The organism is Paenibacillus macquariensis, from assembly GCF_900156375.1.
Taxonomy (GTDB): Bacteria; Bacillota; Bacilli; order Paenibacillales; family Paenibacillaceae; genus Paenibacillus_AQ; species Paenibacillus_AQ macquariensis.
In genome coordinates, this window is sequence record NZ_FTNK01000053.1 from 1 (window position 1) to 6,705 (window position 6,705).

Below are 6,705 nucleotides of genomic sequence, written 5' to 3' on the forward strand. Positions count from 1 at the left end.
ATCGAGCACCGGGCTTAAGCTCTTATACCATAGATCTCACGTTACTGCTCCGGTTATAGCTACTCGCTCCGGACTGGATCCCCGCATCGATTTGATCCAGTGCTGAAATTAAAAAAACACCAGGTACTCGCTTCAGGCTACTGAAGGTTGTTCCTGGCAACTTAACGAAGGTATAAATATGTTCCATCTGTAAATTCAGTTATGTAAAATTTAAAATAGCCTGTATTGTTCAACCTTTTTGTCCCATTCTTTATAATATGAGGAACCCTCTGGATATGAATTAGTAATCAATTTAGCTATCTCTCTGGCTTTTCCGTATTCATTTATATTTTCCGCGGCAATAAAACCTATTTCTAAACAATTACGCCAAGGATCTCTGTCTTCTGGATAAGTGTCCACCAGGTCCAGTACCAACTCCAAGGCCACTGCATATTCACCAACTTTCATCGCACTATCTAGTGCGTCTTCCATATGATTCTGCCAACCACTTCTTCCTCTAACATAATCTAAAGCTTTCTTTAAATGTTCTCGATACATACATTCTATCTCCTTAACCATGAATTGTTATATATCTAATCTCCAACTAATTGCAGCTCTATCAAGATATATCGGTTGCGAGAGTTTTCCGTCATCTATTTATTTTTTTAAATTTGTACGACCAACGATTTGCACGGTTTCATAATTTAATGGATATGCACCTCTGCGAACGAGAGCATTGTAAAAACCTTCAACCATACCCACTACTATGGTAGTGTAACGATGCTTTTCGGCTATTTGGTACGTGATATCCATTAATTTTAATACAATTCCATTATGTCTTACTTCAAAAGGCAAAAAGAGTGTATCCAAAGCAATCTGTCCTGGTCCTTCCTCATCTTTATCAAATATTGAGAAGAAAAACATCTTAAAATTATCCGTTTTTACTGTTTGCCCACGTATCTCTATTCGATTATGCTCAAAATCAAGAGAGTACTTTAACCCGTATTGATTTTCTAATGTATCCAAATAAGTTATTAATTGATGTTCGATTTCTTTTAGAATAATTTGCATAGTAGACATTCATATTCACCCTCATACATATATTTATTAATACACTTTCGAATCTTAGTCCATGCAATCACGTATTCATTTAGTATCCTTGTGACTATAAATGCCACGTACATATCCCTTGTTTTCCTTCCACCAGTTTTTTGATGGGCGTAAAAAATAAGGTGAATTTTTATATGTCTTTTTAAATTCAATGTCCTCCAAAATCCAAATCATTACTGCACGTAAAACCGCTAATATAAGGAAAATAGGAACTGTTGGATTTGAAAAAATCAATGAAAACACCGTTAATGTATCCATAACTATGTACCCTCCTTCCAATGATAAAATTTATTCATTAAGTACTTCCATCCATAATTGTTCCACACCAAATGATTGTATTAAACTTCAAAACGTTCAGTTGCTTTTTGAAGTTCTTCAAGGTCCTTTACAACCTCATTTGGTGCAATGACCAAAGAAAACGAGCAAGCACTTTTTGGGATCCTTCACCCAAATTTCTAAGTCTATGTATATCACTCGGAGATTTTTTAAGTAAATCATCTATTATTTCAAATTGAAATCTACGGAGCACGTTAAGCACACGTCGATTTAACTCAGCCTTAATTTCTGAGGATCTAAGTACTGCTTCAAAATTCTGTTTTTTTATTTCTTCCGGAACTTCAATTAATTCTGATATTGGAATAAAAACATTCAGTGGATCAAAGAACCAATCAATTTCTGGATTTAAATTACTGGTCAATCGGTTTAATTCCTTCTCAAGTTTTTCCTTTACAGAAATAATTTCAGGTATGTCAAGCTTCTTCTCTATGCATTTCAACAATACATGAATCTCATTTAGAGACAGTTTTACCATGGGTATACCCTCCTTAAACTATATTTGTTTTGTTACTGGTTTGCGTCTACTATTGATTACATACAAGTATCATAGTCTCGTCGAACTGCGACATCAAGCTGCTATTCGCAATCTAAAATGAGTCTTTCTATTTTCAACTTTCCACTCCAACCAATCACTATTCCACTCACTTTTTAACGTTTGCATCAAAGAAGATTTAGGATTACTATAATAGGTTTGAATGTTCTCTAATATTTGATCTACAGTAACCCAATCTTTTCTTTTCAAAAATAGTTTAATTGCATCTATCATTTCGCTATACTCCGTAATACCCTCACCAGATTTCACGCCGCCTACAGTACGAGAATGGAACTCATGGTTTATCTGTTTTTGAATATCATAAGTTTTTCTCCTAACACGCTTACCCCAAAATTGAATAGTCGAGCCATTCGTTCTGCTGTCATACTCTTTTCGTTCATCAGTTGTATATATTAGTCCAATACCTTCTTGTTTTAATAAATTAAGTGCAATTTTTGAATGATACTGTTTAGGTTTAGGAACAGCTATAAATATGTAGTCGGCACAATGTTTCGCTGTGATAGCTTGTTCTATTACTTTGAAATTAAGTTGTTTCTTCATTTCAACGATAAGTGAAATGTTATTTTTAACAGCTACAACATCAAAATTACTGACTTCCGCATAAACATTATCACATTTAACAATTTCTAAAAGAACGTGTGATACATGAGTATACATATCTGATTCTTTCATGGCTCACCCTCCTATTGCTACACATTATGTGTCTTTAACGAGACTTCATTTTCGAACTGCACAGTATCCTCAACGCAATCAAATTTGTTATAAAAGCTTTAACCATAACAATTCTGGGTAATAATATCTCTGAGGTGATTTTTGGTGTTAACCAATATAATTTTTGGATTCATATTGCCATGGATATTTGGTTGCTATTTATTTAAGAGAAATCTATCGTTTGTGCTGCATGTTAGTACAATCGCTGCATTAATTGCCTTCCTTTTCAATGATATTGGCCACTTTATGGACTGGTGGTACGTTTTACCGAAGAATTACGGTACTTTATCATTTATCCCTTACAACTTAGGAGTATTTGCAGTAATTCCCGTCTTTGCCCTATACCAAATTAATAATGGAGGAAGAACCTGGCTTATAATTCCTCTAGCTTCGTTCCTTTTAACGATTTTTGAAGGCCTTCTCGTTATTACTGGAAAAGTTGTGTATTCTAGCGGCTGGAACTTGGGTTGGACTTATATTTCCTACCTCATTGCCTTAATCGCCCTATATGTGATTTACTCATTAACGAAGTCCAACACATGAGGTATACTGCACAGTTTGTGTCTACTATTCATTACACACTGTTATATTCATTTTGATTCCTAATCTTCTAACTAGAGAACGATAAACTTCAACGAAGCGTATAACACTTCTTACAGCGCGTCCGCCAGTATCGTTCACTGACAGCAACCAAATGACCTTTTCCACATATCGTACACGGAATCCGGACACGTACTAACGACCATTCAAGCTGAGTTCGATTAAATTGGTATTTGCTGTCCTTGTCCGATGGATCCGGCTTGTCCTGCTTCGTAACGTCTACGAGACACTCTTCACACAGCTGCCGGTCTCCATACTCTTGGAGTCGCACACGACTGGATATTCCCCAATCCCCTCGACCTTGCTGCAACTCGCACAGATCTTCCCCGCACGAATCAGTTCTACGCGTTCTTTCTCACGCTGGCAGCCAGCTTCATCTACAGACGTATAATATCCGACCGCCTCCATACAATAACCACAGTCATAACAACTCAGGTCTCGGATCGGCTCAGTAGGAGCATCAAGCTCGTAATAACCACCACCATGCTTCAAATCATCAACCCAACAAGAAGACCTCATAACGCTGACTCGATTCGAAAATCCACAACTCGGACAAACATGCGTATCAATAAGCTCCCGACAATCAGAACAATTACAAGGACGACCCCAATCGCAATTAGGCATGAGAAAAACCTCCGTTCATTTAAACTCTACCGTAAATTACACGCAAATATCGATAATAGGTTTGACCTGAAATTGAATAGTCCCATCTATCATTTATCAATGACGTTAATAGATCGATTTGACCGCGTACAAAATGAGAACGTTGCTGGTATTCCAAACCACTAGCAGATTTTTCAATTCATATGAATTCATTTATAAGATCCGTAAGTGCTATGTGCATGGCTTCCGGTGCAATAGTGAGAGTAGGTAATTGTATGTCAATACACTCCTTAAGAACGGATATATTCAATATATAACATGAGAGGATCTAGCCCCTCTTTTCATTCTTCTACAATTAATTTTATTTCAATCAGTCTCAATCTATCGTTTCAACCATAAATTCATTTCCGATAAGATTTACTTCGCATCCAAACTTCACTTGATCAGAAATCAAATCTCTGCTCTTCATAGCTGCTGTGTACCGATCCTTTTTCTTTTGCAGATTTAGTAGCTGCTCGTTTTAATTGTGACTCTAGTTTTCGCTTTTGATCGGCTTCCTTTTGATTAAGACGAATCATTTTACTCATAAACCAAGGGGGAAGTCCCTCAGGGAAAACATTGCGCTCCAGTTTTAATCGATCTTCGGAGGAAAATGTTTCATATGCCGACCAAATTGTTTCTTCATTCCGAATGAACTTAGCTGGAATAGGAAGGCTGCGAACATTGTCAGGTGGGCAATCAAGTATTACATCGACGTCATAATCGGATAAACCAAACAAATCCATCTTTCCTTCAACGGCAAACCCATGTAAGTGCATATGCATTTCAACATCTTCTATTTTTTTCAGAGAAGCCAATCTGGTTCTATCTGCATAATAGCCCTGAATAATTTTTTCATCTATCTTGGGTTCCTCATTAACCTCTGTGGGCAGTTCTTCTTCCAACATCTGTGCTACTTCGTGCTTACTTTTTAAGGACTTTTCCTTCTCTAAATCTTGCCGAAGGTCGTTTTGTTTTTCTTCCTGCTGCTGAATTTTGTATTGCTCTTTAGCCAACTGCTCAGCTTGCCAGGTTTCTCGTATAAGAGAAATGGGATCTAAAGCTTGGTCTACCTCATTTCCATCCAATTTTCCTTCATGAAAATCAATATTAATATTTGAATTATCTGATAATTCAAGGTCCTGATCAAAAGTGGTATGTTTGGGATCACTTAAATAATTTCCCAGTGTGGCCCCTTTCTCATATTCGGGATCCAACCGTTCAGCAACCATACGCAGTGGTGTGAACAGAAGAGCACGTGCAATATCTTTGTCCGCAATGCGAGTGATCTTAAATAGTTCATCCTGGGACGTCCAGAGAAGCCCTCGTTGCTGCGCAAAGTATCTATTCACTTCATTGTCCGGATCCCGTCGAATCAAAAACACTTGGCCGGCGTGATTAACCGCCAATATATACCCATATTCATCCATCAAGAATGTGAAAGCTCTGCTGTCTTTACCCGTTACAGCGAAAGCGTCTTCTTCGCCTGGTTGAAGTGGCTGCCATGAATATTTTCTACTATCCAGATCAAATACATATTGATTAGTGCCGGTGTAACCCGTAAAGAGATCATCCAACACAATAACCCATGCTGTCGGTACTTGATCACTATAATATGCATTAATCTTTTTCGAAACGGCTGAAGGTTTTGCGTCAGATGCCTGAATTTCAACAACTAACTTTAAATGCATCGATGGAACAGTTCCCCCATAAGCAGCTACATCTGCCCGGACCTGCTTTCCATCAATAGTATGACGTACTTCCTCACGCACTGTATAACCGGCCTGCCGCAGCTTTTCAAAAACAAATTTTTTGGTAAGAGCATGTGTAAGAGATTCGCTAAAGTGACAGTCTACACGATTAAAATGATAGAAGTACGGACTCTTATTGGCTTCCCTTATACCTCCAGAAACCTTCTGAAATCCTTTGTTGTAATACATTCTTCCATCGCAGATTGGGCAGGTTAGGTTTATCTTTCTTTTTCGAATTGCATTTCGCTCATTGTCAGTTATTTTCCCAGTATCTAACTGGACCCATTCAAATTTTTCTAAAACTTGTAAGCTGCCCGTTGGAAAGTCTTCCTCCCAACCTGTGTAAGGGGTAAAGTAGGTAAATTGAGACATTCAGAACCATCCTCTTCCTATTCAACATACTTGTTTAAGTCACTAAACAGATGCACTTCTTTCACATATTCCAATTGATCATGTTAACTAATTATTTTAAACTAATCTGCCACACTGTCTTATCCTTATTTTTAATTTTCATCATTCCTAGAACATCAAATCTCTGACCAACCCAATCTGGTAGGGTTACATCGTGTGCGCCTGTAGTAACTATCATTTTTTGGTTTTTATCATATGTAAAGTCTAAGTAGTCTTTTTCTCCCTTATATCCATCCGGAGCAAAATGATCCGAAAGAACAACAGCCTTCGGAACCTCTTCTCCAGCAAAAAAATAGGTTGGCTGTGCTATAAGTAAACATAATGCTTTATACTGTTCTTCCTCGGATCTACCTCTTGGGTAAATTACTCCTGCAGCTTTCAAAACCTTTGCTTCTTCAACAAGAGGTTCGATTTCAGATTTATGTAGACCTTCGCACTCCCCACTCATCCAGGTAATAATATAAACATCCTCTTCATTTTCATCTATACCTTCATATTCAAAAGACCAGATTTGGCCCTGTACTACTGCATCATATGTCTTACCAATTTCAAACTTCATAATGAGTCATCCTCTCTATATTTACGTCCAACTGATCGAATCCACCCCCCCCC

9 protein-coding genes are annotated in these 6,705 nt (G+C 37.6%); 1 reads left to right on the forward strand and 8 read right to left on the reverse strand.

Annotated features, from left to right (window positions below; all coding sequences use genetic code 11):
* Positions 1 to 210: 210 nt before the first annotated feature.
* From BW961_RS29045 to BW961_RS29065, 5 genes are all read right to left on the reverse strand, one after another.
* Positions 211 to 537 carry a hypothetical protein gene (locus BW961_RS29045; RefSeq protein WP_068591009.1) on the reverse strand — a complete coding sequence of 109 codons (327 nt, stop codon included), beginning with the start codon at positions 535 to 537 and terminating at the stop codon, positions 211 to 213.
* A 99-nt stretch (positions 538 to 636) separates the two neighbouring features.
* Positions 637 to 1,059 carry a hypothetical protein gene (locus BW961_RS29050; protein WP_068591007.1) on the reverse strand — a complete coding sequence of 141 codons (423 nt, stop codon included), beginning with the start codon at positions 1,057 to 1,059 and terminating at the stop codon, positions 637 to 639.
* Between the two features lie 66 nt (positions 1,060 to 1,125).
* Positions 1,126 to 1,347 (reverse strand): hypothetical protein, encoded by a 222-nt coding sequence (locus BW961_RS29055; protein WP_068591005.1) that lies wholly within the window; start codon positions 1,345 to 1,347, stop codon positions 1,126 to 1,128.
* A 127-nt stretch (positions 1,348 to 1,474) separates the two neighbouring features.
* Positions 1,475 to 1,900: a DNA-directed RNA polymerase subunit alpha C-terminal domain-containing protein gene (locus BW961_RS29060; RefSeq protein WP_068591003.1), complete on the reverse strand. Its 426-nt coding sequence runs from the start codon at positions 1,898 to 1,900 to the stop codon at positions 1,475 to 1,477.
* Between the two features lie 93 nt (positions 1,901 to 1,993).
* Positions 1,994 to 2,650 carry a hypothetical protein gene (locus tag BW961_RS29065; protein ID WP_068591001.1) on the reverse strand — a complete coding sequence of 219 codons (657 nt, stop codon included), beginning with the start codon at positions 2,648 to 2,650 and terminating at the stop codon, positions 1,994 to 1,996.
* A gap of 144 nt (positions 2,651 to 2,794) precedes the next feature.
* Between BW961_RS29065 and BW961_RS29070 the strand changes: the two genes are divergently transcribed.
* The gene (locus tag BW961_RS29070) at positions 2,795 to 3,232 is read left to right on the forward strand and encodes a hypothetical protein (protein WP_068590999.1); all 438 of its coding nucleotides are present in this window, start codon (positions 2,795 to 2,797) and stop codon (positions 3,230 to 3,232) included.
* 276 nt (positions 3,233 to 3,508) lie between these two features.
* On the opposite strand, the gene BW961_RS29075 is transcribed toward BW961_RS29070, so the two are convergent.
* The 3 genes from BW961_RS29075 to BW961_RS29085 form a co-directional block, all read right to left on the reverse strand.
* Positions 3,509 to 3,913 (reverse strand): hypothetical protein, encoded by a 405-nt coding sequence (locus tag BW961_RS29075; protein WP_068590997.1) that lies wholly within the window; start codon positions 3,911 to 3,913, stop codon positions 3,509 to 3,511.
* A gap of 422 nt (positions 3,914 to 4,335) precedes the next feature.
* The gene (locus tag BW961_RS29080) at positions 4,336 to 6,054 is read right to left on the reverse strand and encodes a competence protein CoiA family protein (RefSeq protein ID WP_068590994.1); all 1,719 of its coding nucleotides are present in this window, start codon (positions 6,052 to 6,054) and stop codon (positions 4,336 to 4,338) included.
* A 91-nt stretch (positions 6,055 to 6,145) separates the two neighbouring features.
* The gene (locus BW961_RS29085; protein WP_068590992.1) at positions 6,146 to 6,652 is read right to left on the reverse strand and encodes a hypothetical protein; all 507 of its coding nucleotides are present in this window, start codon (positions 6,650 to 6,652) and stop codon (positions 6,146 to 6,148) included.
* Positions 6,653 to 6,705 lie beyond the last annotated feature (53 nt).

Bases quoted from the DNA above. Each gene is read 5' to 3' on its own strand.
- BW961_RS29045 (WP_068591009.1), bottom strand. From the start codon at position 537: ATGTATCGAGAACATTTAAAGAAAGCTTTAGATTATGTTAGAGGAAGA.
- BW961_RS29050 (WP_068591007.1), bottom strand. From the start codon at position 1,059: ATGTCTACTATGCAAATTATTCTAAAAGAAATCGAACATCAATTAATA.
- BW961_RS29055 (WP_068591005.1), bottom strand. From the start codon at position 1,347: ATGGATACATTAACGGTGTTTTCATTGATTTTTTCAAATCCAACAGTT.
- BW961_RS29060 (WP_068591003.1), bottom strand. From the start codon at position 1,900: ATGGTAAAACTGTCTCTAAATGAGATTCATGTATTGTTGAAATGCATA.
- BW961_RS29065 (WP_068591001.1), bottom strand. From the start codon at position 2,650: ATGAAAGAATCAGATATGTATACTCATGTATCACACGTTCTTTTAGAA.
- BW961_RS29075 (WP_068590997.1), bottom strand. From the start codon at position 3,913: ATGCCTAATTGCGATTGGGGTCGTCCTTGTAATTGTTCTGATTGTCGG.
- BW961_RS29080 (WP_068590994.1), bottom strand. From the start codon at position 6,054: ATGTCTCAATTTACCTACTTTACCCCTTACACAGGTTGGGAGGAAGAC.
- BW961_RS29085 (WP_068590992.1), bottom strand. From the start codon at position 6,652: ATGAAGTTTGAAATTGGTAAGACATATGATGCAGTAGTACAGGGCCAA.